General features: G+C 56.9%; 18 protein-coding genes. 9 read left to right on the top strand and 9 right to left on the bottom strand.

Annotated elements, in window-relative coordinates:
• The first annotated feature begins 17 nt into the window (after positions 1–17).
• The gene (locus ACNY69_RS02370) at positions 18–1,655 is read left to right on the top strand and encodes a DUF2813 domain-containing protein (RefSeq protein ID WP_418797248.1); all 1,638 of its coding nucleotides are present in this window, start codon (positions 18–20) and stop codon (positions 1,653–1,655) included.
• A 71-nt stretch (positions 1,656–1,726) separates the two neighbouring features.
• Here ACNY69_RS02370 and cspD read toward each other — a convergent pair whose 3' ends face one another.
• Positions 1,727–1,948: a cold shock-like protein CspD gene (cspD, locus tag ACNY69_RS02375; protein WP_111141235.1), complete on the bottom strand. Its 222-nt coding sequence runs from the start codon at positions 1,946–1,948 to the stop codon at positions 1,727–1,729.
• A 315-nt stretch (positions 1,949–2,263) separates the two neighbouring features.
• On the opposite strand from cspD, the gene clpS reads away from it, so the two are divergent.
• Together clpS and clpA are read left to right on the top strand one after the other, a co-directional pair.
• The gene (clpS, locus tag ACNY69_RS02380) at positions 2,264–2,584 is read left to right on the top strand and encodes an ATP-dependent Clp protease adapter ClpS (protein ID WP_003849318.1); all 321 of its coding nucleotides are present in this window, start codon (positions 2,264–2,266) and stop codon (positions 2,582–2,584) included.
• Between the two features lie 52 nt (positions 2,585–2,636).
• Positions 2,637–4,913, top strand: a complete 2,277-nt coding sequence (clpA, locus tag ACNY69_RS02385; RefSeq protein ID WP_293773874.1) for an ATP-dependent Clp protease ATP-binding subunit ClpA — start codon at positions 2,637–2,639, stop codon at positions 4,911–4,913.
• A gap of 84 nt (positions 4,914–4,997) precedes the next feature.
• Here the strand turns inward: clpA and infA are convergent, their stop codons facing one another.
• The 5 genes from infA to trxB all read right to left on the bottom strand — a co-directional run bounded on the left by infA (position 4,998) and on the right by trxB (position 10,896).
• Entirely contained in the window at positions 4,998–5,216 is a 219-nt protein-coding gene (infA, locus tag ACNY69_RS02390) for a translation initiation factor IF-1 (protein WP_002211347.1), read from the bottom strand.
• Between the two features lie 342 nt (positions 5,217–5,558).
• Positions 5,559–6,251 carry a leucyl/phenylalanyl-tRNA--protein transferase gene (aat, locus tag ACNY69_RS02395; RefSeq protein ID WP_111138825.1) on the bottom strand — a complete coding sequence of 231 codons (693 nt, stop codon included), beginning with the start codon at positions 6,249–6,251 and terminating at the stop codon, positions 5,559–5,561.
• A gap of 33 nt (positions 6,252–6,284) precedes the next feature.
• Complete coding sequence (cydC, locus tag ACNY69_RS02400; protein ID WP_418797249.1) at positions 6,285–8,015, bottom strand: heme ABC transporter ATP-binding protein/permease CydC; 1,731 nt, start codon at positions 8,013–8,015, stop codon at positions 6,285–6,287.
• Positions 8,015–9,784 carry a heme ABC transporter permease/ATP-binding protein CydD gene (cydD, locus tag ACNY69_RS02405; RefSeq protein WP_418797250.1) on the bottom strand — a complete coding sequence of 590 codons (1,770 nt, stop codon included), beginning with the start codon at positions 9,782–9,784 and terminating at the stop codon, positions 8,015–8,017. Before cydD ends, cydC begins: the two co-directional genes overlap by 1 nt.
• Positions 9,785–9,927: 143 nt before the next feature.
• On the bottom strand, positions 9,928–10,896 hold the full coding sequence (gene trxB, locus ACNY69_RS02410; protein ID WP_111138822.1) for a thioredoxin-disulfide reductase: 969 nt from the start codon (positions 10,894–10,896) through the stop codon (positions 9,928–9,930).
• Between the two features lie 520 nt (positions 10,897–11,416).
• Between trxB and lrp the strand changes: the two genes are divergently transcribed.
• The 6 genes from lrp (at position 11,417) to ACNY69_RS02440 (ending at position 20,645) form a co-directional block, all read left to right on the top strand.
• Entirely contained in the window at positions 11,417–11,911 is a 495-nt protein-coding gene (gene lrp, locus ACNY69_RS02415) for a leucine-responsive transcriptional regulator Lrp (protein WP_006118610.1), read from the top strand.
• Between the two features lie 118 nt (positions 11,912–12,029).
• Positions 12,030–15,650 carry a DNA translocase FtsK 4TM domain-containing protein gene (locus ACNY69_RS02420; protein ID WP_418797252.1) on the top strand — a complete coding sequence of 1,207 codons (3,621 nt, stop codon included), beginning with the start codon at positions 12,030–12,032 and terminating at the stop codon, positions 15,648–15,650.
• Positions 15,651–15,828: 178 nt separating this feature from the next.
• Positions 15,829–16,440 carry an outer membrane lipoprotein periplasmic chaperone LolA gene (lolA, locus tag ACNY69_RS02425; protein WP_031376650.1) on the top strand — a complete coding sequence of 204 codons (612 nt, stop codon included), beginning with the start codon at positions 15,829–15,831 and terminating at the stop codon, positions 16,438–16,440.
• Positions 16,441–16,447: 7 nt separating this feature from the next.
• Positions 16,448–17,791 carry a replication-associated recombination protein A gene (locus ACNY69_RS02430; protein ID WP_418797253.1) on the top strand — a complete coding sequence of 448 codons (1,344 nt, stop codon included), beginning with the start codon at positions 16,448–16,450 and terminating at the stop codon, positions 17,789–17,791.
• 91 nt (positions 17,792–17,882) lie between these two features.
• On the top strand, positions 17,883–19,175 hold the full coding sequence (gene serS / locus ACNY69_RS02435; RefSeq protein WP_418797254.1) for a serine--tRNA ligase: 1,293 nt from the start codon (positions 17,883–17,885) through the stop codon (positions 19,173–19,175).
• Positions 19,176–19,493: 318 nt separating this feature from the next.
• Positions 19,494–20,645 (top strand): MFS transporter, encoded by a 1,152-nt coding sequence (locus tag ACNY69_RS02440; protein WP_111138818.1) that lies wholly within the window; start codon positions 19,494–19,496, stop codon positions 20,643–20,645.
• 50 nt (positions 20,646–20,695) lie between these two features.
• On the opposite strand, the gene pflA is transcribed toward ACNY69_RS02440, so the two are convergent.
• The 3 genes from pflA to focA form a co-directional block, all read right to left on the bottom strand.
• Positions 20,696–21,436 (bottom strand): pyruvate formate lyase 1-activating protein, encoded by a 741-nt coding sequence (pflA, locus tag ACNY69_RS02445; protein ID WP_111138817.1) that lies wholly within the window; start codon positions 21,434–21,436, stop codon positions 20,696–20,698.
• A 162-nt stretch (positions 21,437–21,598) separates the two neighbouring features.
• A complete protein-coding gene (gene pflB / locus ACNY69_RS02450) occupies positions 21,599–23,881 on the bottom strand; it encodes a formate C-acetyltransferase (RefSeq protein ID WP_111138816.1) in 2,283 nt (760 codons plus the stop codon).
• A 71-nt stretch (positions 23,882–23,952) separates the two neighbouring features.
• A complete protein-coding gene (gene focA / locus ACNY69_RS02455) occupies positions 23,953–24,813 on the bottom strand; it encodes a formate transporter FocA (protein ID WP_111138815.1) in 861 nt (286 codons plus the stop codon).
• Positions 24,814–24,931 lie beyond the last annotated feature (118 nt).

A 24,931-nucleotide genomic window follows, 5' to 3' on the forward strand; every position in this document is an offset into this window, starting at 1 on the left:
CCGGAGGAAGGACGCCTATGATTCTGGAACATATCGACATTCGCGGTTTCCGCGGCATCAATAAGCTCTCACTGCCCCTGACCCGGACCAACCTGCTGATTGGTGAAAACGCCTGGGGGAAATCCAGCCTGCTGGATGCCCTGAGCCTGCTGCTTTCGCCCCATGAACCGGCCTACATCTTTACTCAGGGCGACTTTCACTTCACACCGGGCGACGTCACCGACGCCATGCGCCGCCTGTCGGTGGTGTTTCACTACCGGGACGATGGCCGCGATCCCGACGCGATCTTCTCCCCCTTCTGGCAGCAGGATGCGCAGGGCCAGCGCTGGCTCTGTTACAGCGTCAGTGCGACCTGGCGGGAGAGCGGCATCGAATCCCGTCGCCGTTTCGTGGACGTGAAGGGTCAGCGCTTACCGGAGCAGAACTGCGCGGCGGCGATTGCGCTGTTGCTGAAGCGCTATCCGGTGCTGCGTCTGCGCGACGCCCGCTTCAGTAAACGGACGCGGAATCGTGCGCCTGTCACCGCCGCCCATCCCGAGTTGCTGGCGGGCATGGAGCGTCTGGCGCGTGACCTGGAGCGCCATCCGCAACAGCTCAGCGATGAGGTGCTGCGGCAGGGGCTGAAAACCATGCAGCAGCTGATGCAGCACTACTTTCTGGTGCAGTCGCCGGAGGCCGTTAACGCGCCGCGCGACCGGGAATCGCACACGCGCGATGGCATGCACGGCTGGCGGGCGCTGGATCATCTGAATCAGCTGATTGCCGGCACCGATTCCCGCAGCCGTCAGCTGATCCTGCTGCAGATGTTTACCCTGTTGATAGCGGCGCGGGGAGAGGTGCCGCTGGCCGCCGATGCCCGGCCGCTGCTGCTGATTGAAGATCCGGAAACCCGGCTGCATCCGATTATGCTGTCAGTGGCCTGGAACCTGCTGAGGCTGTTACCCCTGCAGAAAATCGCCACTACCAATTCCGCCGAACTGCTGTCGCAGGTGCCGGTGGAGCACGTCTGCCGGCTGGTGCGCGGTCCGTCGCGCGTCGCGGCCTGGCGCATCGGCCCGGAAGGGCTGAGTGCAGAGGAGAGCCGTCGCATCGGTTTTCATATCCGGGTGAACCGGCCAGCCGCGCTTTTTGCCCGCTGCTGGTTGCTGGTCGAGGGCGAAACCGAGGTCTGGATCATGCATGAGCTGGCACAGCAGTGCGGCTACAACTTCGCCGCTGAAGGGGTGAAAGTGATCGAGTTTGCGCAGTCGGGCCTGAAGCCGCTGCTGAAATTTGCCCGGCGAATGGGCATAGCCTGGCATGTCCTGACGGATGGCGATCAGGCGGGTAATAAGTATGCCAGCACGGCGCGTGCGCAGCTGCAGCCCGGTGAGCCCGAACCCCGCTTTCTCACACAACTGCCCGCCCTGGATATGGAGAACTTTCTTTATCACCAGGGGTTTCAGGCTGTCTATCATCAGATGGCGCACCTGCCGTTAAACGTTCCGATGAGTTCCCGGCGTATTATTACTAAAGCTATCCATCGCAGTTCGAAGCCAGAACTGGCGATCGCCGTCGCCAGCGCCGCCGCAGAACGGGGCTCGCAGGCTATTCCGGCGCTGCTGCGGCAGATGTTTGAACGGGTCGTGGGGCTGGCGCAGGGGCAGGCAGACTAATGTCTGGTGCACAGGAAAATGCCAGCGGCACTGGCTGGCATTTGTGGATCGGGTTCAGCGACGGGCGGCGGTCAGGCGACGGCCTGTGCCTCAACCGGGACGATGAGGCTGGCGTGATTGCCTTTCGGGCCTTCATGCACATCGAACTGAACCTGCTGGCCTGCCTTCAGCGTTCGGTAGCCCTCCATCTGAATGGTGGAGTAGTGCGCAAAAATATCTTCGCCACCGCCGACCGGACAGATAAAGCCAAAGCCTTTGGAATTGTTGAACCATTTAACTGTGCCCGTTTCCATGCTTTTACTTCCCTCGCAAGACATTTTATAAGTAGGTGAGGTCTTTAGCGCTGTGAGTCGCATTTGATTAAAACTCAATCAGCCTGTGCAGGTAGAATGTAGAGTAAGCGCCGCTGGCGTCAAGCAAACCACCGGGCCAGGTGGGGAAAAATTCATCAAAATTTGAGGCAGTTAACGCTATTACGAATTTTGTGATGCAGGTCGCGCAGGGAAATTTCTGAATAAATTTTCAGCAGCGATCTGCCGCTTGACAGGCATGTTAAACTTGCAACATGAAGCCTCAGAAAGGCTAAAGCACAATCTCAACGGAACACTATGGCAAACACAAACGACTGGCTTAACTTTGAACATCTGGCCGAAGATAAAGTACGCGAAGGATTAAAGCCACCTTCAATGTATAAAGTCATTCTGAATAATGACGATTATACACCTATGGAATTTGTTATTGACGTTGTACAAAAGTTCTTTTCTTATGATGTTGAACGTGCAACGCAACTGATGTTGAAAGTTCACTATCACGGCAAAGCGATCTGTGGTGTATTTACTGCAGAAGTCGCGGAAACAAAAGCGGCCCAGGTGAACAACTATGCGCGGGAAAACCATCATCCGTTGCTGTGTACGCTGGAAAAAGCCTGAACCCGTCTCCATATAGGAAGCTGGTAAGGGCGATAATTGGGGGAGGTGCCTAATGCTCAATCAAGAACTGGAACTCAGTTTAAATATGGCTTTCGCCAGAGCGCGTGAGCACCGTCATGAGTTTATGACCGTCGAGCATCTGTTACTGGCGTTGCTCAGTAACCCGTCGGCCAGAGAGGCACTGGAAGCCTGTACGGTGGACATGGTGGCTCTGCGGCAGGAACTCGAAGCCTTCATCGAACAGACCACACCGGTGCTGCCCGCCAGCGAAGAGGAGCGCGATACCCAACCCACGCTCAGCTTCCAGCGCGTCCTGCAGCGTGCGGTTTTCCATGTCCAGTCATCCGGTCGCAGCGAAGTGTCCGGGGCAAACGTGCTGGTCGCCATCTTCAGCGAGCAGGAGTCGCAAGCGGCTTATCTGTTACGCAAACATGAAGTGAGCCGCCTTGATGTGGTGAACTTTATCTCTCACGGTACACGCAAAGATGAACCGGGCCAGGCGCCAGGCGCTGAAAATCCGGTTAACGAAGAGCAAGCAGGCGGGGAGGAGCGTATGGAAAACTTCACCACCAATCTTAATCAGCTTGCTCGCGTCGGTGGGATCGATCCACTGATTGGTCGCGATAAAGAGCTGGAACGTACCATTCAGGTCCTGTGCCGTCGTCGTAAAAATAACCCCCTGCTGGTAGGCGAATCGGGTGTGGGTAAAACCGCTATCGCAGAGGGTCTCGCCTGGCGTATCGAGCAGGGCGACGTTCCGGAAGTGATGAAAGAGTGCACCATCTACTCGCTGGATATTGGTTCCCTGCTGGCGGGCACCAAGTACCGTGGTGACTTTGAAAAACGTTTCAAAGCGCTGCTGAAGCAGCTGGAGCAGGACGAGCACAGCATCCTGTTTATCGATGAGATCCATACTATCATCGGTGCGGGTGCGGCATCAGGCGGCCAGGTCGATGCGGCTAACCTGATCAAACCGCTGCTCTCGTCGGGCAAGATCCGGGTAATGGGCTCCACCACCTATCAGGAGTTCAGCAACATCTTCGAAAAAGATCGTGCGCTGGCCCGTCGTTTCCAGAAGATCGACATCACGGAACCTTCTGTCGAAGAGACCGTGCAGATCCTGAACGGCCTGAAAACCAAGTACGAAGCGCATCACGATGTGCGTTATACCGCGAAAGCGGTGCGCGCCGCCGTGGAGCTGGCGGTGAAGTATATCAACGATCGTCATCTGCCCGACAAGGCGATTGACGTGATTGATGAGGCGGGTGCCCGTGCGCGCCTGATGCCAGCCAGCAAGCGTAAGAAAACCATCAACGTCTCTGACATTGAAACGGTCGTGGCGCGTATTGCCCGTATTCCGGAGCAGAGCGTGTCGGCAACCGACCGCGATACGCTGAAAAATCTGGGCGAGCGCCTGAAAATGCTGGTGTTTGGCCAGGACAACGCTATCGAGGCGCTGACCGAAGCGATCAAGATGAGCCGCGCCGGTCTGGGTCAGGATCGCAAGCCGGTCGGTTCCTTCCTGTTCGCCGGTCCGACCGGTGTGGGTAAAACGGAAGTCACCGTGCAGCTGGCGAAAGCACTGGGCATTGAGCTGCTGCGTTTCGACATGTCCGAGTACATGGAGCGTCACACCGTCAGCCGCCTGATCGGTGCGCCTCCGGGCTACGTCGGTTTTGATCAGGGCGGTCTGCTGACCGATGCCGTGATTAAGCATCCGCACGCGGTCGTGCTGCTGGATGAGATCGAGAAAGCGCATCCGGATGTCTTTAACCTGCTGCTGCAGGTGATGGATAACGGTATGCTGACCGATAACAACGGTCGCAAAGCGGACTTCCGTAACGTGGTGCTGGTCATGACCACCAACGCCGGTGTGCGCGAGACCGAACGTAAATCGATCGGCCTGATTCATCAGGACAACAGCAGCGACGCGATGGAAGAGATCAAAAAGATCTTTACGCCAGAGTTCCGCAACCGTCTCGACAACATCATCTGGTTCAGTCACCTGTCACCAGAGGTGATCCATCAGGTGGTCGACAAGTTTATTGTCGAACTGCAGGCGCAGCTGGATGCGAAAGGCGTGTCGCTGGAAGTCAGCGATGAAGCGCGCGACTGGCTGGCTGAGAAGGGCTATGACAAAGCGATGGGCGCCCGTCCGATGGCACGCACCGTTCAGGACAGCCTGAAAAAACCGTTAGCCAACGAACTGCTGTTTGGTTCACTGGTGGATGGTGGCTCAGTGTCAGTGGCGCTGGATCGTGAGAAGGGTGAACTGACCTATCACTTCCTGAGCGCAGAAAAACGTAAAACGGAAGGCACTGTGCACTAAGCCCCGCTGCAGAGATGAAAAAGGCCGGATGATTATCCGGCCTTTTTTTCGCTGCTTAACGCAAAGCGATGAGATTAATGCAAATTAGCGACTACGGAAGACAATGCGGCCTTTGCTCAGGTCGTACGGGGTCAGCTCAACGGTCACTTTGTCACCCGTCAGGATGCGGATGTAGTTTTTGCGCATTTTACCGGAGATGTGAGCAGTAACCACGTGTCCGTTCTCAAGTTCTACGCGGAACATGGTGTTAGGTAACGTATCCAGTACGGTACCTTGCATTTCAATATTGTCTTCTTTGGCCATCGAATCCTCTGGGTGTACTACCTTTCAGTTGAACCGGCAAGATAATGCCCAATCCAACGATTTATGTAAAGAACCGTCGGCGATTTTGCCAACGCTTTGCTGGGGTGCACGCCAGGGCGCGCATCCGGTAAAATTAGGGTGTTTATGTGACGTCTGCAGGGGATTAGCGGGCTAAGAATCTGTATCAACCGTTACACGCGCACGATTGAAAACAGTTCCGAGAGTGCGTTGAGATTCCCAGCCTGGCAATTCCGGCTCAGGAATGCGAAGCGCGGACGACATACCAAACTTGACCATTATACCACTTAACCGCCTTTATGTGTGCAAAACATCTCGACACGGCTAAAAAAGGGTTTGTGTCTGCCAGCAGCCTTCGCTGACCGGCTGGCTCGCAAGGCGTTGTACATACTGCAGATAGTCAGCCCGCGGGATCTCCTGTGCGCCCAGCGAGGCCGTATGAGGATTGAGCACCTGGCAGTCGATCAGCTGTCCCTGGTGTCGGATAAAATGCTGACAAAAGACCCAGAGTGCGGTTTTAGAAGCATTCTGCTGACGGCTGAACATCGATTCGCCGCAGAAGATTTGTCCCAGCGCAAGGCCATACAGGCCGCCGACCAGCTGCTGCTCATCCCAGACCTCGATGGAGTGTGCGTGGCCCAGTTCATAGAGTCGTAACCAGGCGCGTTTCATCTCAAAGGTAATCCAGGTGCCTTCATCGCGACCGCTGGCACAGCCCTCAATCACGGCGGCAAACGACTGATTCATGGTGACGCGATAGGGTGATCGGCTGTGAAACCGTTTCATGCTGCGGCTGAGATGAAACTGATCAGGCAGCAGCACCGCGCGGGGATCGGGTGACCACCAGAGAATTGGATCGCCGGACGAAAACCAAGGAAAGATGCCGTGCTGATAGGCGTTAAGTAACCGGGCAGGGGAGAGATCGCCCCCCATAGCCAGCAGACCATTCGGCTCGCGCAGGGCCATTTCAGGAGGGGGGAAGTGCAGAGATTCCCGTGACAGTTGAACCAGTCTCATTGCGTTATGTTACCCATCAGCGTTTCGCTATGACTATAACGCAATACGCTGCCGGAAACGCCAGTAGCGACCTGCTTTTGAGATTAATTCGGCATGGCTGCCCTGTTCGATAATTTCGCCATTATCCATCACGCAGATACGATCCATCTGTTCCAGACCGCTGAGCCGATGGGAAACCATTACCACAGTCTTACCTGCCGTTAACTGCTGCAGAAGCGCGAGGATGTGCTGCTCGGTAGTAGCATCCAGGCCTTCGGTCGGTTCATCCAGCAGCCAGAGATCGCCATCATGCAGCAGCGCGCGTGCCAGCGCGAGACGACGCAGTTCGCCGCCGGAAAGCGGGCGACCGCCTTCGCCCATCCAGGCGTTCAGCCCTTCCGGGGTCTCATGCAGACGCTGCAGGCCGACATCATTCAGGGCGCGGATAAGCCGGTCGTCGCTGGCGTCCGGGCAGGCCAGCAGGAGGTTATCGCGCAGGCTCTGACTGAAAAGGTGAACCCGCTGCGTGACCACGCTGATACGCTGACGCAGTTCAGACTCTGACCAGGTTGCAACGGGCCGATCGTTAAGGCTGATTACGCCGTGCTGACTCTCCCAGCCACGGGTTAACAGCGCCAGCAGCGTAGATTTCCCGCATCCGGTCGGCCCCAGAAGCGCAATGCGTTCGCCTGCACCCACCTCAAGGCTACAGCGGTTCAGCACCTTCTCCGGACGGCCGGGGTAGCTGAAGTCAACCTGGTCGATGTGGACGGTCAGGCTGCCGGGCCCGGCCGTTGAGTCTGCCGGAAAAGCGATCGTGGGGGGCTGATCGATCACCTCACTGACCCGCTGCGCGGCCGCGATCACCTGCGACATCGGCAAAAACGCCCCGGCGATCGGGGCCAGTGCTTCGAAGGCTGCCAGCGAACAAAACACCACCAGCGCAATCAGCGAACCGGGTAGCTGCTGGTCGCTGATGGTCGCGGCGCTGAGCCAGAGCAGCAGAGTGACCGTCACGCCGCTGATCAGCAGCAGCAAACTCTGTGCCGCCGCCTGCAGATGCTGTTGCTGGCGCTGAGCCTGCTGCCAGCGCTGTTCATCCTCATCGAGCTGCTGACGCCACGGCTGCGAAGCGCCATACAGCGTCAGTTCCGCCTGCGCCGACAGCCACTGCGTCAGCTGTAAACGCCAGCGGGCGCGGCCACGGGCAATTGCCGTGCCGGCAGGTGAGCCGAAGTGATAAAACAGCGCGGGCATCAGCACCAGGGTGGCGAGCATGATCCCGCCCAGCGTCAGTGCCAGCGGAACAGCGATCAGGCTCAGCCCGAGCGTCACCACCACAATCACCACAAAGGCGCCCGTCAGCGGCGAGATGACACGCAGATAGAGATGATCCAGCGTATCGACATCGGCCACAAAGCGGTTAAGCAGATCGGCCTGGCGGAACAGCGACAGCTGGCCCGGCGAGAGCGCCATCAGACGACCGAACGTATGAACACGCAGATGCTGCAGAACCCGGAATGTCGCGTCGTGGCTGACCAGGCGTTCGGCATAGCGTGCGGCCGTGCGAATGATCGCGGCTCCGCGTACGCCCGCCGCAGGCAGCATATAGTTAAAGGTATAGAGTCCGGCAACGCCCGCCACGGATGAGGCGGCAAGAAACCAGCCGGAAAGGGTCAGCAGGCTGATGCTGGCCAGCAGGGTCACCATCGCCAGCACGATACCCAGCGCCAGGCGGAACGGGTGGCGCTGCCAGAGACGAAGAAAAGGACGCAGGGCGGACATCACTGGAGCTCCTGTTGACGATGCTTCAGCATCTCGCTGAAGGCACCCGGCTGTTGCGAGAGTTGCTGCCAGCTTCCCTGCTGCACCAGTTTACCTGCTTCCATGACCCAGAGGGTCTGCCCGTGGCTCAGCGTGTCGATCTGATGGGTAATCATCAGCGTGGTCTGACGGGCTGCGGCCTGGTTCAGCGCCATCATCACATGACGTTCACTCAGCGCATCCAGGCTGGCGGCAGGTTCATCCAGCAGTAAAAGATGGGCGGACTTATAGAGTGCGCGCGCAACCGCGATGCGCTGCGCCTGGCCCACAGAGAGCTGATGGCTCCCTTCGCCTGGCGGCGTGTCGATGCCCTGCGGGAGACGGGGCAGAAACTCGGTAATGCCGCATGATTCAAGCAGTGCGTCAAAACGGTCGGGCTCACAGGCGGCACCCATCAGAATGTTGTCGCGCAGGGTGGCGGCCGGTAACTGAGGATTCTGCCCCACCCAGCTAAGCTGCTGATGCCAGTCCGTTCGCCGTATTTCACGCAGTTCCGTGCCATTGACCCTCAGGGATCCCTGATAGGGCAGGAAACCCAGCAGGGCGTTCATCAGGGCGGTTTTACCGGCCCCGCTCTGGCCAACCAGCGCAATCTGTTCATACGGGGCGATGGAGAAGGTGAGGGGACCACACAGCAGCTGGCCATCGGGGGCGCAGACGCGCAGATCCGTGGCGATCACCGAGACAGCGTCACTGGCGGAAAAGGGCTGCTGGCCCTCCTGCGGGGCGGCGTCGGGTGTGGCCTGCATAAAAGCTTCAAGCGCATCGGCACCGCCGACCGCCTGCGCTTTAGCATGATAGAACGTGCCAAGATCGCGCAACGGCTGGAAAAACTCCGGGGCGAGGATCAGTACCAGAAAACCGGCGAACAGAGTGACGCCCTGGCCGTAATCGCCGAAATGGAGTTCGCCCAGATAGGAGAAGCCAAAGTAGACGGCCACCACCGCAATCGCTAACGAGGCAAAGAACTCCAGCACCGCAGAGGAGAGAAAGGCGAGGCGCAGCACCTCCATCGTCCGCTGACGAAAATCGGTGGTCGCCGTGGCAACGGCCGCCTGCTCGGCTGCGCCGCGATTAAAGAGCCGCAGCGTTTCGCGGCCGCGCAGGCGATCGAGAAAGTTTCCGCTCAGCCGGGCCAGCACCAGGAAGTTGCGGCGGTTCGCCTCGGCTGCGCCCATTCCCACCAGCGCCATGAAGAGCGGAATCAGCGGCGCGGTAACAAACAGGATCAGACCGGCTGTCCAGTTCAGCGGAAAAACAGTCAGAAGAATGCAGCAGGGGATCAGCGCCGCCAGGGTCATCTGCGGCAGATAACGCGCGTAGTACTCCTGCATCTCTTCAATCTGCTCCAGCAGCAGCGTTGCCCAGCTTCCGGCGGGTTTTCCCTGAATCCATGCCGGGCCCAGCTCAGTCAGCCGATCCAGTACCTGCTGGCGTAACGCCTGGCGGATGGCCTGTCCGGCCCGGAATCCGGTCAGTTCGCGGGCATAGTTGATCAGGGCGCGCAGCACAAAGCAGAGCAGCAGCAGCAGGATGCTGAACGTCAGGGTTTCGCGCGGTTGCCCGTCGATAATCAGGGCCTGCAGCAGCGAGGCCAGCAGGGCCGACTGGGCGATAATCAGCAGGGCTCCTGCCATGCCCAGCAGCGTATTAAGCCGCAACCAGCGACCGGCGAAACGACGTTGCTGACGAAGCCAGCGGGTAAGATGCTGCTGCCGCGATTTGTCCATGCAAGACCATGATAAATGTCGATGAGGGGGAAAACAGCAAGCGCGTCTCGCGCGCTTCAGAGGCAAGAATCTAGCATGAGGGCAATAAAAAAGGCGACTGAAAAACCGTCGCCTGGAACATTTGAGATCAGAGAGTTAACAACTTACTGATCGTTTTTAACCAGTCCGTCAAGAAAACGCTCAGCGTCTAACGCAGCCATACAGCCAGTGCCCGCTGACGTGATCGCCTGGCGATAAATATGGTCCATTACATCGCCTGCCGCAAAGACGCCGGGGATGCTGGTCTGGGTGGCATTGCCGTGCAGACCTGACTGTACTTTGATGTAACCGTTCTCCAGCGCCAGCTGGCCCTCAAAGATGGCCGTGTTCGGGCTGTGTCCGATAGCGACAAAGAGACCAGCTACTTCCAGTGCTTCCGTCTCATCGCTGTTCTGGGTAGAACGCAGCGTCAGGCCGGTTACACCCATCTGATCGCCGGTTACCTCTTCCAGCGTGCGATGGGTGTGCAGCACGATATTGCCGTTACGCACTTTTTCCATCAGACGGTCGATCAGGATCTTCTCGGCGCGGAAGCTGTCGCGACGGTGAATCAGATGCACTTCAGCGGCGATGTTCGCCAGATAAAGGGCCTCTTCAACCGCCGTGTTACCCCCACCGATGACCGCCACTTTCTGATTGCGGTAGAAGAAACCGTCACAGGTTGCACAGGCGGAGACGCCTTTGCCTTTGAACGCCTCTTCAGAAGGCAGGCCCAGATAGCGCGCTGACGCACCGGTCGCGATGATCAGGGCGTCTGCGGTGTACTCGCCGCTGTCGCCCGTCAGGCGGAACGGACGGTTCTGCAGATCCACGGTGTGGATATGATCAAAAATGATCTCAGTATTAAATTTTTCGGCATGCTCGTGCATACGCTCCATCAGCGATGGACCTGTCAGATCGTGCGGGTCGCCCGGCCAGTTTTCCACCTCAGTGGTGGTGGTCAGCTGTCCGCCTTTCTCCAGACCCGTGATCAAGACCGGATTCAGGTTGGCGCGTGCAGCATAAACGGCTGCGGTATAACCCGCTGGGCCGGAGCCCAGAATGAGTAACTTACTGTGTTTGGCCGTACTCATGCGTTCCTCAGTTTCATTCGGCTGACATAGCCTGCGATTGTAGGGAATATCCGGCGGCAATGACAAGGCTTAGCCAATTTTGTTAACGATAGCTGCAAACGGCGTAGACGATGAGTGACCTTTTTGCCTGGCCAATGCGCCAATAGGGGGCAAAACTCGGGTTAAAGCGGTGCAGGAGTGGAAAAATACTCATTTAAAAACAGATACCCAGCGGTCTGTCTGGCATCTTGTCCTGAATTTGGTGATTTTACTTTGACAATCGCCTGCGCATTTGCGAAAACATTATCAGAAGTGAATAACATTTATCGGCACAAAACAGGTTTTCCTCGCCTGTTTTGCACGTAACGCCGGATAAAAGCAGCCTGATATGGATAATGACGCATGATGTGGACAGACAACATGCGTCATATCGATAGGTCTCACCACACAGGTTCTGTTAGCTCACTTCAGAAATGCCCCGAACAATGAGCGTTTTCAGGGCGTGGCAGGTAAAGGGAAGGAATTAAGAGAGACAATAATAATGGTAGACAATAAGAAACGCCCCGGGAAAGACCTCGACAGAATTGACAGGAACATTCTGAACGAACTTCAGAAAGATGGTCGCATTTCAAACGTAGAGCTTTCCAAACGCGTAGGCTTATCGCCTACGCCATGCCTTGAGCGCGTGCGCCGCCTCGAACGTCAGGGATTTATTCTTGGCTATACTGCGCAGTTGAACCCGCACTATCTGGATGCCTCTCTGCTGGTATTCGTTGAGATTACTCTGAATCGTGGCGCGCCGGATGTGTTTGAACAATTTAACGCCGCTGTGCAAAAACTTGAGGAAACTCAAGAGTGTCACCTCGTTTCTGGTGATTTCGACTACCTGCTGAAAACGCGCGTACCTGATATGTCTGCCTATCGTAAGCTGCTGGGTGAAACCCTGCTGCGCCTGCCGGGCGTAAACGACACGCGAACCTATGTGGTGATGGAAGAGGTCAAACAGAGCAATCGGCTGGTGATCAAAACCCGCTGATGCGGCGCAGGTGCAAAACCTGCGAGATTTCGGTACACTCCTGTGAATTCATACAGGATCAGCGTCGGGCTTGCCCGACGCTGTTGCTTCTTACTTTACAGGCACCTGGAGAGTCCTCTTGAGCCAGGAATATACAGAAGATAAAGACGTTTCGTTACAGTCGCTGAGCAGTGGACGCCGTCTGCTGGAAGCGATGCTCATTCTGGTGGCGCTGTTTGCCATCTACCTGATGGTTTCTCTGGTCAGTTTTAATCCTTCCGACCCGAGCTGGTCGCAGACGGCCTGGCATGAACCCATTCACAATCTCGGCGGCAGCCCCGGTGCCTGGCTGGCCGACACCTTACTCTTCATCTTTGGTGTGATGGCGTATGCCATTCCGCCCGTTATCCTGGGGCTGTGCTGGATTGCTTTCCGGCAGCGCGATAACCAGGACTATTTCGACTACTTTGCGGTCGGACTTCGCTTAATTGGAGTGCTTGCGCTGGTGGTGACAACCTGTGGTATGGCGGCGCTGAATGCCGATGATATCTGGTACTTCGCCTCCGGCGGCGTGATTGGCAGTCTGGTCAGTAATGCCATCGCCCCGTGGTTCAGCCCGGCGGGCGGCACGCTGATGCTGCTCTGCGTCTGGGCGGCGGGCATCACGCTCTATACCGGCTGGTCATGGCTTACCATTGCCGAGCGGATTGGTGGCGTGGTGATGGGCGTACTGACGTTTGCCAGTAACCGCTCACGTCACGATGAGCCGTGGCAGGAAGAGGATGACGAGCGCGATACGCGTGAATATGCCGATCTGCCTGAGATGAGCGGGGCGGATCAGGACGACGATGTCCTGCTCTCTGCGCCGCGCGCGGCGTCACAGCCCGATCCGCTGCTGGCGAAAGCCGCCGCAGCAACCAGCGCCGCCGTCGCAGCGACCACCGAAGCGGCTGGCGTCGCACCTGCCGTCGCCGCTCCGGCTGCTGCGGGCACACCTGCGCCTGCGGCTGTGGATACCGCGCCAGCGCCGGTTGCGGCAACCACACCAGCCCCGGTTGCCCCTGCTGCCGCTATTCCTGCCTCGCAGCCTGTGACTGCCGCCGGGCAGAGTGCGCCTGCGTCTTACAGTGCTCCAGCGGCTGCACCGAGCGCACCCGAACCTTACACTGCGCCAGTGGCTGCGGAAGCACCCGAACCTTACCGCGCGCCGTCAGCAGCGCAGACTGCATCTGCTCCGGCAACCTCTCCGCCGCTTTATCATTTCGAAATGCCGGACGAGGCACCCGCCGCGCCAGCGTTCAGTGCTTATGACGATGATGAGCCCCGGATGGGCAACTGGCGGGATGCGACTGCGGTCCCTGCCGCCGCGACCGCAACAGCGGCCGCAGCCGCAGCCGCATCGGCCACACGAACTGCGCCTGTGTTTGACTTAGCCCCTGAAACCCCGGTTAATCCGCAGGTTAAACAGGGCATCGGTCCAGCATTACCACGCCCTAACCCGGTCAAACTGCCTACCCGCCGCGAACTGGCTTCGTACGGTATCAAGCTGCCGTCTCAGCGCATGGCAGAAGAGAAAGCCCGGGCGGAAGAGCGTGAATCAGCACCGGCAGAGAGTCAGACTTCGGTTGCTGAGGCTGAAGAGGCGCAGCAGCAGGCTGAACTGCGCCAGGCCTTCCAGTCTGAACAGCAGCAGCGTTACGGCACCAGCTGGCAGCAGGATGAGGAAGAGGAGCAGGATGCACAGCAGCAGGATGCGCTGGCGCGTCAGTTTGCTGAGCAGCAACAGCAGCGCTATCAGCCTGACGTGAAGAAAGAGCCGGTACTCAATATCGATACCGCCTCTGCGTTTGATTTTTCACCGATGAAAGATCTGGTGGATGATGGCCCGACCGAACCGCTGTTTACAATCGCGGCGACACCGGAACCGGAAGCGCCAGCGGTTTCACATGAGCCCTGGCAGCAGGTGAGCGAGGTTGCAGAACCTCAGGCTGCGGCTCAGGTGCCTGCGCCGACCCGTTTAGCCCCTGCGGAGCCCGCTTACAGTGCCCCGGCTGAACCCGCTTACCGGGCACCGGTCGCGCCCGCTGCAGCGGACTATACGACGCCTGCGTCTTCGTCTGCGTATGGTGCACCTGCCGCGCCTGCGGCACCGGCATACCCGTCACCGGCTTATGGCACGCCAGCCGCGCCTGAACCTGTTGAAGAAGCGAAGCCGTCACTGCATGACAGCCTGATTCACCCGTTCCTGATGCGTCATGAACAGCCGCTGGAGAAACCCTCTACACCACTGCCTTCGCTGGATCTGCTGACCGCGCCTCCGGCAGAGGAAGAGCCGGTGGATATGTTCTCGCTGGAGCAGACTGCCCGTCTGGTCGAAGCGCGACTGGGCGATTATCGCGTGAAGGCGGAAGTCGTCGGTATCTCGCCCGGCCCGGTCATCACCCGGTTCGAGCTGGATCTGGCACCCGGTGTGAAAGCCGCGCGTATCTCCAATCTGTCGCGTGACCTGGCGCGTTCACTCTCCACCGTCGCCGTGCGCGTGGTAGAGGTGATCCCCGGAAAACCTTATGTGGGTCTGGAACTGCCGAACAAACATCGTCAGACCGTCTACCTGCGTGAAGTGCTGGACTGCCCTAAATTCCGCGATAACCCGTCACCGCTCTCTGTGGTGCTGGGTAAAGATATTGCCGGGCAGCCGGTCGTCGCCGATCTGGCCAAAATGCCGCACCTGCTCGTCGCCGGTACTACTGGTTCCGGTAAGTCTGTCGGCGTCAACGCTATGATTATCAGCATGCTCTACAAGGCGACGCCTGAAGAAGTGCGCTTCATCATGATCGACCCGAAAATGCTGGAGCTGTCGGTCTATGAAGGCATTCCGCATCTGCTGACCGAAGTCGTCACGGACATGAAGGATGCGGCCAATGCGCTGCGCTGGAGTGTGGGTGAGATGGAGCGTCGTTATAAGCTGATGTCAGCCCTGGGCGTGCGTAATCTGGCGGGCTACAACGAAAAAGTAGAGCAGGCAGAGGCGATGGGTCGTCCGATTCCCGATCCGTTCTGGAAGCCGGGCGACAGCATGGATATGACGCCGCCGGTGCTGGAAAAACTGCCTTACATCGTGGTGATGGTCGATGAGTTTGCTGACCTGATCATGGCCGTGGGCAAAAAGGTTGAAGAGCTGATTGCGCGTCTGGCACAGAAAGCCCGAGCCGCCGGTATCCACCTTGTGCTGGCGACCCAGCGTCCTTCGGTGGATGTGATTACCGGGTTGATCAAAGCGAACATCCCGACGCGTATCGCCTTTACCGTCTCCAGCAAAATTGACTCCCGTACCATTCTCGATCAGGGCGGTGCCGAATCTCTGCTGGGCATGGGTGACATGCTCTATATGCCGCCGAACTCCTCCCTGCCGATTCGCGTTCACGGTGCATTTGTGCGTGACCAGGAAGTGCATGCCGTGGTGCAGGACTGGAAAGCCCGTGGCCGACCACAATATATCGACAGCATTACCGCAGGCGAAGAGAGCGAAAGCGCGGGGGGGATGGACAGTGATGAAGAGCTGGATCCGCTGTTTGATCAGGCCGTCAGCTTTGTGATCGATAAACGCCGGGCGTCGATTTCAGGCGTTCAGCGTCAGTTCCGCATCGGTTACAACCGCGCGGCGCGTATCATTGAGCAGATGGAAGCGCAGGGTATCGTCTCTGCACCTGGCCACAACGGCAACCGTGAAGTGCTGTCGCCTCCGCCGCACGATATGTAGCAGGCGATATATTTTGAAACATGATTCAATGAGCCAGTTTCGACTGGCTCATTGTTTTCAGGGGGCTAACCCCCATATTTTAATCAGCTTTCGGTTTTTTCCTCTGTTCTGATGGCGGAACGGCGACCAGGCTTAATGCAGTAATCGATGGGAACGTTTAAATAAGGAATTGCAGCAGATGAAACTACGCGTAATCGCTCTGGGCCTGTTGGCCACCTTTTCTTCAGCCAGCGTTCTGGCTGATGCTTCCAGTGACCTGCAACAGCGTCTTAACAAGGTCAGCAGCTTCCATGCCAGCTTCACGCAAAAAGTGACCGACAGCAGCGGCGCTAACGTTCAGGATGGCGAAGGCGAACTGTGGGTGAAACGTCCCAGCCTGTTTAACTGGCATATGACTGCACCAGATGAAAGCATCATCATCTCCGACGGCAAATCGCTGTGGTTCTACAATCCGTTTGTTGAGCAGGCGACCGTCAGCCTGTTGCAGAATGCGACCAGCAACACGCCGTTTATGCTGATTGCCCGCAACCAGTCAAACGACTGGAAGCAGTACAACATCAAACAGCAGGGGGACAACTTCGAGCTGACGCCGAAAAACAGCGACGGCAATCTGAAGCAGTTCACTATCCAGGTTACGCCTGGCGGCACCATTAATCGCTTCAGCGCGATTGAACAGGATGGTCAGCGCAGCGACTACCAGCTGAAGAGCCAGCAGAACGGGGCTATCAGCCCGGATAAATTTACGTTCACACCGCCTAAAGGCGTCACGGTGGACGACCAACGTCAGTGAGGTCACGGTGAGTAACCTGTCCCTGGATTTTTCCACCGAAAATTTCAAACCTCTGGCCGCGCGGATGCGGCCAGAAACATTGAAACAGTACATTGGTCAGCAGCATCTGCTGGGCGCGGGCAAACCTCTGCCGCGCGCGATTGAAGCAGGGCACCTGCACTCAATGATCCTGTGGGGACCGCCCGGGACCGGCAAGACCACGCTGGCCGAGATCATCGCGCATTACGGTAACGCCGATGTGGAGCGCATCTCGGCGGTGACTTCTGGCGTAAAAGAGATCCGTGAGGCGATCGAACGCGCCCGGCAGAACAAACATGCCGGGCGGCGCACCATCCTGTTTGTGGACGAGGTGCATCGTTTTAACAAAAGCCAGCAGGATGCCTTTTTACCGCACATCGAAGATGGCACAATCACCTTTATTGGTGCGACCACCGAAAACCCCTCGTTTGAACTCAACTCGGCTTTGCTGTCGCGCGCTCGCGTCTACCTGCTTAAATCCCTGACGCAGGCGGATATTGAGCAGGTGCTGGATCAGGCGATGCAGGACAAAACCCGTGGGTATGGCGACAGTGACATCGTGCTGCCGGAGAATACGCGCCGGATGATCGCTGAACTGGTCAACGGCGATGCCCGCCGGGCGCTGAATACGCTGGAGATGATGGCGGACATGGCGGAAGCCGACGCCACCGGCCAGCGACAGCTGACGCCGCAGTTGCTCAATGAAGTGTCGGGTGAGCGCGCTGCGCGCTTTGATAACAAGGGCGACCGTTTCTACGATCTCATCTCGGCGCTGCACAAATCGGTGCGTGGCTCCGCACCCGACGCGGCGCTTTACTGGTATGCACGAATCATTACCGCAGGCGGCGACCCGCTCTATGTCGCGCGACGGTTGCTGGCTATTGCTTCAGAAGATGTTGGCAATGCCGATCCCCGCGGGATGCAGGTGGCGATTGCGGCCTGGGATTGCTTCACGCGCGTGGGACCGGCAGAAGGGGAGCGCGCGATTGCGCAGGCGATTGTTTATCTGGCCTGCGCACCGAAAAGTAACGCCGTCTACACCGCCTTCAAGGCCGCGATGCGCGATGCGCGCGACCATCCCGATTACGATGTGCCGGAACATCTGCGCAATGCGCCGACGAAGCTCATGAAAGAGATGGGGCTGGGTAAAGAGTACCGTTACGCGCATGATGAAACCCATGCCTACGCCGCGGGCGAAGTCTATTTTCCCCAGGAGCTGGCCGGTGCGCGCTATTACACCCCGACCACGCGCGGACTGGAGGGTAAGATTGGCGAAAAGCTAAGCTGGCTGGCTGAGCAGGATCAAAATAGCCCGACAAAACGCTACCGCTGAAACAGACGTTACGGTAATGTGAGCAATGTTTTCAACGCATTCCACGGAGTGCGCGCCTTCTTTTAACCAACTTTTAATACACAGGATAAGCATGCTCGATCCCAATCTGCTGCGTAATGAGCCAGACGCAGTCGCAGAAAAACTGGCACGCCGGGGATACAAACTGGATGTAGACACGCTGCGCTCGCTCGAAGAGCGTCGTAAGGTGTTGCAGGTGGAAACAGAAAATCTGCAGGCAGAGCGTAATGCCCGATCCAAATCCATCGGTCAGGCCAAAGCGCGTGGGGAAGACATCGAGCCGCTGCGTCAGGAAGTGAACGCACTGGGCGAACGCCTGGATAGCGCAAAAGCAGAACTGGACGAACTGCAGAATCAAATCCGTGACTTCGCGCTGGCGCTGCCGAACATTCCGGCAGATGAAGTGCCGCTGGGCAAAGATGACAGTGAAAACCAGGAAGTGAGCCGCTGGGGTACCCCGCGCGAATTCAGCTTCCCGGTTAAAGATCATGTTGAACTGGGCGAAGCAGCCAAAGGTCTGGATTTTGCGGCAGCCGTGAAGCTGACCGGCTCGCGCTTTGTGGTGATGCAGGGTCAGATTGCCCGTCTGCATCGCGCACTGAGCCAGTTCATGATCGACCTGCACACTGAGCAGCATGGCTACCTCGAAACCTACGTGCCTTATCTGGTAAACCATGAAACGCTCTATGGTACCGGCCAGCTGCCGAAGTTTGGCGAAGACCTGTTCCACACCCGTCCGCTGGAAGAAGAGTCAGACAGCAGCCACTATGCGCTGATCCCTACCGCAGAAGTGCCGCTGACTAACCTGGCGCGTGACGAGATCCTCGAAGAGGAGAGCCTGCCGGTTAAACTGACCGCGCATACGCCATGCTTCCGTTCTGAAGCGGGATCCTACGGTCGCGACACGCGCGGCCTGATCCGTATGCATCAGTTCGACAAAGTGGAAATGGTGCAAATTGTCAGCCCGGAGTACTCTATGGAGGCGCTGGAAGAGCTGACCGGTCACGCTGAGAAAGTGCTGCAGCTGCTGAACCTGCCGTATCGTAAGGTGCTGCTCTGCACCGGTGACATGGGCTTCGGGTCAACCAAAACCTACGATCTGGAAGTCTGGCTTCCGGCGCAGAATACCTACCGTGAAATCTCATCCTGCTCAAACATGGGCGATTTCCAGGCGCGTCGCATGCAGGCGCGTTGCCGCAGCAAGCAGGATAAGAAGCCACGCCTGGTGCATACCCTGAACGGTTCAGGCCTGGCTGTCGGCCGTACGCTGGTCGCGGTGCTGGAAAACTATCAGCAGGAAGATGGCCGCATTGCGGTGCCAGAGGTTTTACGCCCCTATATGAACGGCGTCGACATGATCGGCTAAGCGATACCGACACGCTAAACCCGGCTCCGGCCGGGTTTTTTTATGCGGACGGAACGCTGTGACCCGTCGAGCCAGACCAGAATTTATCACAAATAAACGTTATCGATATCAGACCCGCCCAAACGCTTAAAAATCTCATTTTTCATAGAGATAGCAATTAACCTCCCAATAGTTATAACGTTTGTAACCCACTGAAGATTAGTAAATTAAATTGTCGGGCAGCAAAATGTGCTGCGTTTAAATGTCGCCCATTGACTTTAAATAAGCGGATGGCAAACTGCGCGCAATTTCCTTTATCTGCTCTGGTTTTTATCCTCTATGTCAACCTGGTCACGCCCCGTGATATTTCTGCTTTGCGGCCTGATGTTAATGACCGTCGCCATCGCCGTGCTGAATACGCTGGTTCCTCTGTGGCTGACCCATGATCTTCTGACAACCTGGCAGGTCGGCATCGTCAGTTCCGCCTATTACACCGGAAATCTTGCCGGTACGCTGCTGGCGGGGTGGCTGATCAGTCGGTACGGTTTTAATCGCAGCTACTACCTGGCGACCGGGCTTTTTGCGCTGGCAACGGTGTGTCTGGCGATGATGCAGGGGTTCTGGATATGGAGCACGCTGCGTTTTATGGCGGGCGCAGGCTGTGCGCTGATGTGGGTGGTGGTGGAGAGCGCACTGCTTTGCAGCGGTACCGTCCGTAATCGTGGACGGCTGCTGGCAGCTTATATGATTGTTTATTACCTGGGCACCGTTGCCGGTCAGCTGCTGGTCAGCAGGCTTTCTACTGAGCTGTTGAGCGTGATCCCCTGGGTCACTGCGCTGGTGCTGTGCGCGGTATTACCGCTGGTCTTTACCCGGGTTTCCGCCAGTGGTGAAGCGGCGGAAGCGGCCCCGACGCGTATCTGGCCGATGCTTCGTCGCCGCAGTTCACGCCTGGGTATCAATGGCTGCATTATTTCCGGCATCGTTTTAGGCTCACTCTATGGCCTGATGCCGCTCTACCTGTCACATCAGGGCATGAGCGATGCGAATGTTGGTTACTGGATGGCACTGCTGGTGAGTTCAGGGATTGTCGGACAGTGGCCGGTAGGACGTCTGGCCGATCGCTTTGGCCGTATGCTGGTGCTGCGTGTGCAGGTCTTTGTGGTCATCCTCGGCGCGATGGCGATGTTAAGCAATGCCGCCATGGCTCCGGCCCTGTTTGTTCTGGGGCTGGCGGGCTTTACGCTCTATCCGGTGGCGATGTCCTGGGCGTGTGAAACCGTGGCACATCACGAGCTGGTCGCAATGAACCAGGCGTTACTGATGAGTTATACCGTGGGCAGCCTGCTCGGCCCGGCCATGACCTCGGTGCTGATGCAGAACTATTCTGATCGCCTGCTGTTTGTGATGATCGCCGCGGTGTCGCTGATCTATCTGGTGATGCTGCTGCGCAAAGCGGATCAGCATGCTACACCGGTGGCGCATGCCTGAGGGCTGAAACATAAAAAGGGAGCTCAGGCTCCCTTTTTGCGGTTAAGACGTCAATACATCACTTCATGGCCATAGCTGGCGAGAATATTTTTTACCCGCTCCATGGTCTCTTTGTTCGGTGGTTTGACCCCCTCCAGTTTGTACTCTTCACCCATCGCGATCCATTTGTGTTTACCCAGTTCGTGGTAGGGCAGCAGCTCAATTTTCTCTACGTTTTCCATATCCCGCGTGAACTCGCCCAGACGGTGCGCCGTGTCATCATCATCGGAATAACCTGGCACCACGACAAAACGGATCCAGGTGCGTTTTCCCTTTTTCTGCAGGTAGCGGGCAAAGTCCAGCGTACGGTGATTGGAGACGCCAACCAGAATCTGATGGACATCATCATTCATCTGCTTCAGGTCGAGCATCACTAAATCTGTCACGTCGAGCAGTTCATCGATCACCGGGTCGTAACGGCGGACAAAGCCGTTGGTGTCAAGGCAGGTATGGATGCCTTCTGCTTTACAGGCGCGGAACCAGTCGCGGACAAATTCAGCCTGAAGAATCGCTTCTCCTCCTGATGCCGTTACGCCGCCACCCGAGGCGTTCATAAAGTGGCGATAGGAGAGCACGTCGGCCATCAGCGCGTCGACGCTGATCTCTTTGCCGCCGTGGGTATCCCAGGTATCGCGATTGTGGCAGTAGAGGCAGCGCATCAGGCAGCCCTGGAAGAAGGTGATGAAACGGATGCCGGGACCATCGACGGTTCCGCAGGATTCAAATGAGTGGATACGACCGTTAACTGACATTGCGATGTTTTCTCCAGTAGGTCTGCCGGGACAGACGGCGCAATCTCTGTTGCGCTCAGGGCAGGAAATCGATTCTGGTAGGCACCCCGAAAAGATGACGACCAGAACAGACTTTTTAAATAAAAGGCTCCGCGAGGAGCCTTTTATCACTCAGAACGGTGATTACAGGGACTGTGTGAAGGTACGGGTAATCACATCCTGCTGCTGCTCTTTGGTCAGCGAGTTAAAGCGTACAGCGTAACCGGAGACGCGAATGGTCAGCTGTGGATATTTTTCCGGATGCTCCATCGCGTCCAGCAGCATCTCACGGTTCATCACGTTGACGTTAAGGTGCTGACCGCCTTCGATGCTGGCTTCGTGATGGAAGTAACCATCCATCAGACCGGCAAGGTTGGTTTTACGCACGTTGTCATCTTTACCCAGCGCGTTTGGCACGATAGAGAAGGTGTAGGAGATACCATCTTTCGCATAAGCAAACGGCAGTCTGGCAACGGATGTCAGCGAGGCTACGGCGCCTTTCTGGTCGCGGCCATGCATCGGGTTAGCACCGGGTCCAAATGGCGCACCCGCGCGGCGTCCGTCCGGGGTATTACCGGTTTTCTTACCATAAACCACGTTGGAGGTAATGGTCAGAACAGACTGTGTTGGAACAGCATTGCGATAGGTGGTCAGCTGCTGAATTTTCTTCATGAAGCGTTCAACCAGATCACAGGCCAGGTCATCCACCCGTGGGTCGTTGTTACCGAACTGCGGATATTCGCCTTCGATATCAAAGTCGATAGCCAGGCCATCTTCGTCACGTACTGGTTTCACTTTGGCATATTTAATGGCAGAGAGTGAGTCTGCAGCCACGGAGAGACCGGCGATACCGCAGGCCATGGTGCGGTAAACATCGCGATCGTGTAAGGCCATCAGTGACGCTTCATAGCTGTATTTATCATGCATGTAGTGAATGATGTTCAGTGAAGTCACATACTGCTTGGCCAGCCAGTCCATGAAGTGGTCCATACGCGCCATGACGGTATCGAAATCCAGCACGTCGTCGCTGATTTTGTCACCTTTTGGTCCAACCTGCATTTTCAGCTTCTCATCCACGCCGCCGTTGATTGCGTAGAGCAGGGTTTTTGCCAGGTTGGCGCGGGCGCCAAAGAACTGCATCTGTTTGCCGACGACCATCGGGCTTACGCAGCAGGCGATGGCGTAGTCATCGTTATCGAAATCAGGGCGCATCAGGTCATCGTTCTCATACTGCAGGGATGAGGTGTCGATAGAGACCTTAGCGGCATATTTTTTGAAATTAACCGGCAGTTTTTCAGACCACAGAATGGTCATGTTCGGCTCAGGTGAAGGCCCCATGGTGTAGAGGGTGTTCAGGAAGCGGAACGTGCTTTTTGAGACCAGGGTACGGCCATCGACGCCCATACCGGCCAGGGATTCTGTCGCCCAGATAGGGTCGCCTGAGAACAGCTCATCATATTCCGGCGTACGCAGGAAACGCACCATACGCAGTTTCATGACCAGATGGTCAATCAGTTCCTGTGCCTGCTCTTCTGTCAGCTTACCGGCTTTGAGGTCACGTTCGATGTAAACATCGAGGAAAGTCGAGACGCGGCCGAAGGACATCGCCGCACCGTTCTGTGATTTCACTGCGGCCAGGTAGCCGTAGTAAGTCCACTGCACGGCTTCCATCGCATTGGTTGCCGGGCCGGAAATATCGTGACCATATTTTGCCGCCATCTCTTTGATCTGCGCCAGCGCACGATGCTGATCGGAGATCTCTTCACGCAGACGGATAGTGGCTTCCAGATTGACGCCGTTCTCTAAATCCTGCTGCAGTGAGGTGAACTGAGCGAATTTATCGGCCATCAGGAAGTCGATGCCGTATAACGCCACACGACGATAGTCGCCGATGATACGGCCACGGCCATAGGCGTCAGGCAGACCGGTCAGAATACCTGATTTACGGCAGCGCAGAATTTCAGGAGTGTAGACATCGAAGACGCCCTGGTTGTGGGTTTTACGGTACTCGGTGAAGATTTTTTTGAGTGAAGGATCAAGTTCACGGCCATAGACTTTGCAGGAGCCTTCAACCATCTTGATGCCACCAAAAGGAATGATGGCACGTTTCAATGGTGCTTCAGTCTGCAGACCAACGATTTTTTCCAATGACTTGTTGATGTAACCGGCGTCGTGGGAAGTGATCGTTGAGGCGAGGTCGGTGTCAAAATCGACAGGAGCGTGAGTGCGGTTCTCAATTTTGATGCCTTCCAGCACGCTTTCCCACAGTCGGGTGGTCGCTTCAGTCGCGCCCGCCAGGAATGATTCATCACCTTCATAAGGGGTGTAGTTTTTCTGAATGAAGTCGCGCACGTTGACGCTATTCTGCCATTCGCCTTCAGCAAATCCTTCCCATGCTGAAGCCAGTTTTGCATTAAGTTCGGTCATAATATACCTGCCTTATATGAGGAGACTTTACGGTCGGGCACAGCTCTCGTTCTGTGCCGTCAGATTCAGAATCAGTGTGTCTGGCTGCCTTTGCGGAGATAGATAACCCAGTAGGTCAGCCCAACCAGCACGCCGCCGCCGATGATGTTGCCGATCGTCACAGGAATCAGATTGTCGAGAATAAAGTGACTGACGGTAAGCGATGGAAACTGTGCTGCCGATGAGCCAGCAGCCTGCCAGAACTCCGGTGTCGCGAAGTCGCGGATGGTAATGGCGTAAGGGATAAGAAACATATTGGCGATGCTGTGTTCGAACCCGCTGGCGACAAACATGCCAACAGGCAGAATCATCACAACCAGCTTATCGGTCAGAGTCCGGCCTGAATAACTCATCCAGACGGCGAGGCAGACCAGCAGATTAGCCAGCGTGCCTAAACAGACCGCTTCCAGAAACGTGTGATGCATCTTGTGATCGGCGGTTTGCAGGACGTTCAGACCCCATGCGCCGTTTGCCACCATGTGCTGACCGGCGAACCACATCAGCGCCACAAAGAAGAGGGCGCCTGCAAGGTTACCGGCGTAGACGTTAATCCAGTTGCGGGCCAGCTGGCCCCAGCTGATGCGTCCACTGGCTTTGGCGACCACGATTAGCACCGTAGAGGTGAAGAGGTCGGCACCGCAGACCACCACCAGCATCAGGCCGAGGGAGAAACAGACACCCCCAATCAGTTTGGCCAGGCCATAGGGCATCGCGCCACTGCCGGTGGTCGCTGTAATGTAAAATACGAACGCGATTGAGATAAATACGCCGGCGTTTATTGCCAGAAAGAAGGTGGTGAAGGGGGACTTGGTGGCTTTATAGATACCGGCCTCTTCGGCCACTTTCGCCATTGCGGCGGGTAATAAAAGATTAAAAGGGTTGTCAGTTTTCACACTAACTTACTCCTGAAGTTGTCTGAAAAAATACTAACAAAGGCGTAGTGGGTGGTAATTGATATAGATCATGTTTGCCGAAATGATCGACAGCGGAAAGCGGAGATGAAAAAGCAAT

It is taken from the genome of Pantoea graminicola (assembly GCF_048452665.1).
Lineage (GTDB): Bacteria > Pseudomonadota > Gammaproteobacteria > Enterobacterales > Enterobacteriaceae > Pantoea.